This is a genomic window from Frigoriflavimonas asaccharolytica (assembly GCF_013294015.1).
Lineage (GTDB): Bacteria > Bacteroidota > Bacteroidia > Flavobacteriales > Weeksellaceae > Frigoriflavimonas > Frigoriflavimonas asaccharolytica.
This window is the reverse complement of sequence record NZ_JABSNO010000059.1, coordinates 1-1,689: the sequence shown is the minus strand read 5'-3', so window position 1 is coordinate 1,689 and position 1,689 is coordinate 1. Positions and strand designations below refer to the sequence as shown.

Here is a 1,689-nt window from a genome sequence, read left to right as displayed (position 1 = left end):
AAACTCAAAAAGCCATTGGAAATGTATAAATTAGCAGCATAAAAACAATTAAGAAACAACTAATTGTGGTCTAAAGAAATGAGGGTAGAATATTCAATTCCGTTTATGAACAAGAAATACATTATGATTGTAGCAATAAATGAGTTGATTGCAAATACTTTTGAATACTCTTTTTTTATAAAATATAATGCTAATGCAATTCCAAGATTTATTAATATTGTTGCAGGAATTACAATTACCAAAGCAATTGAAACACTTGGATCAGGATCATTTTCTTTAACTAAGAACCATATAATGATAAAGTCAATTATTGTTAGTAGAAATAGCTTGATGCATAATTTCATATGTCTTTTTTAGCAGATCTTCGAGCCTGACGCACATCGTGCGTTTCGCGGCTTTGCGAGGTTGCAAACTTCGTAACCGATTATTTTCTGCTAAAGATAAAATTTCTTGCGAAAAATAAATGTGAATTTACCACATATTTCGCCATTTTTGCAAACCGCTGTTGGCAGATAGCCCTTTTTATTTTTCTGTTCCGTTATAATAATATTCTTCAAGAGTCCATTCAATCATTACTTTCTTAATCCATTCGGCAAAATTTGTATTACAAGTTTCGACTTCTGTTATTTTTTCATAAGTGCAATCGTGTTGCCAAAATACAATTGGACATATTTCATTTTCATTTCTTGATAAATCTATGCAATAATGATTTCCATATCCGTCAGGTGAAAATGGTAAAAAAAATTTCGGCATCAGATTTTCTACTTTGTAATGTTCAAAATCATAGATTTTGTCAAGCGAATTTTCGCCAAACGCTTTTCCAATTCCATAAACTTCGGTACCGTTTAGAGAAAAACCATTGTGCTTTTAATTAAAGACTTAAAATCTTTCGGTAGTTTATAACCAATGTTGTTTTCGAAATCTTCAATTCGGCTATCAATTATTGAAGTTTCTAAATACAAAAGTGAATTAGCGAATTTCAGTAACTCATTATAAATATTTAGAATTCTATTTTCCATTTAGTTTTTCTAGGGTTTCTGCCAACGTCAGTCTGGGAAAAAACCTTTGTATATTATATTCAAAAATAGGGAAATAATTTTAATAATTCGCTTCTATTTTCGTATATTTAATGATGCAACATGTCACTAGAATTGCCCGCAACCAAATGGTTTTTACGTATTTAGAAGATCCGATTTCTCAGGATAATCATGTTCGGTTTGTAGATGCTTTTGTGGAATATATCGATTTAAAAGCATTGGGTTTTGATTGCAAAATTAAAGAACTGGAAGTCGCCTTACAAAGCGAAGTCTTGTTTTGTTATAAAAAAGACTTATTTTGAGCTTGTTTTCGGTTATGTAAAAAATACATTATCAATTGTAGCCTAAAAGCCAGCCAGCTTAAAAATGTATTTATTGAGGTTTGAAAGGTTGATTAAATTGAATACTTAGGTGGAAATTGAGTTTTTTCACAGCCTGACGTTTTGCGTATATGAAAAGTAGCGGCTAAAAATGCGAGAACTTTCGGTTAAAAACTGAACTTCTAAAATAGAAAAAATCTTCGATTTAGCATTGAATCCGCTATTTTTTATATACCGTGTTGAACTAAACCTTCGGTAGCTTTTCCCGATTCGCTGTTTTGTTACCTTTGTTTTTATTAATTCAAAAATACAATTAAAATGGCTACAAAAAA

General features: G+C 30.4%; 2 protein-coding genes and 1 pseudogene. 1 reads left to right on the top strand and 2 read right to left on the bottom strand.

Going from position 1 to position 1,689, the window contains the following annotated elements:
- Positions 1-59 precede the first annotated feature (59 nt).
- Both HNQ03_RS15975 and HNQ03_RS15970 read right to left on the bottom strand, forming a co-directional pair.
- Complete coding sequence (locus HNQ03_RS15975; RefSeq protein WP_173780692.1) at positions 60-344, bottom strand: hypothetical protein; 285 nt, start codon at positions 342-344, stop codon at positions 60-62.
- 178 nt (positions 345-522) lie between these two features.
- Positions 523-855: pseudogene (locus HNQ03_RS15970) on the bottom strand (SMI1/KNR4 family protein); the annotation flags it as partial.
- 274 nt (positions 856-1,129) lie between these two features.
- On the opposite strand from HNQ03_RS15970, the gene HNQ03_RS15965 reads away from it, so the two are divergent.
- Positions 1,130-1,339 carry a hypothetical protein gene (locus HNQ03_RS15965; protein WP_173780691.1) on the top strand — a complete coding sequence of 70 codons (210 nt, stop codon included), beginning with the start codon at positions 1,130-1,132 and terminating at the stop codon, positions 1,337-1,339.
- The last annotated feature ends 350 nt before the right edge of the window (positions 1,340-1,689 follow it).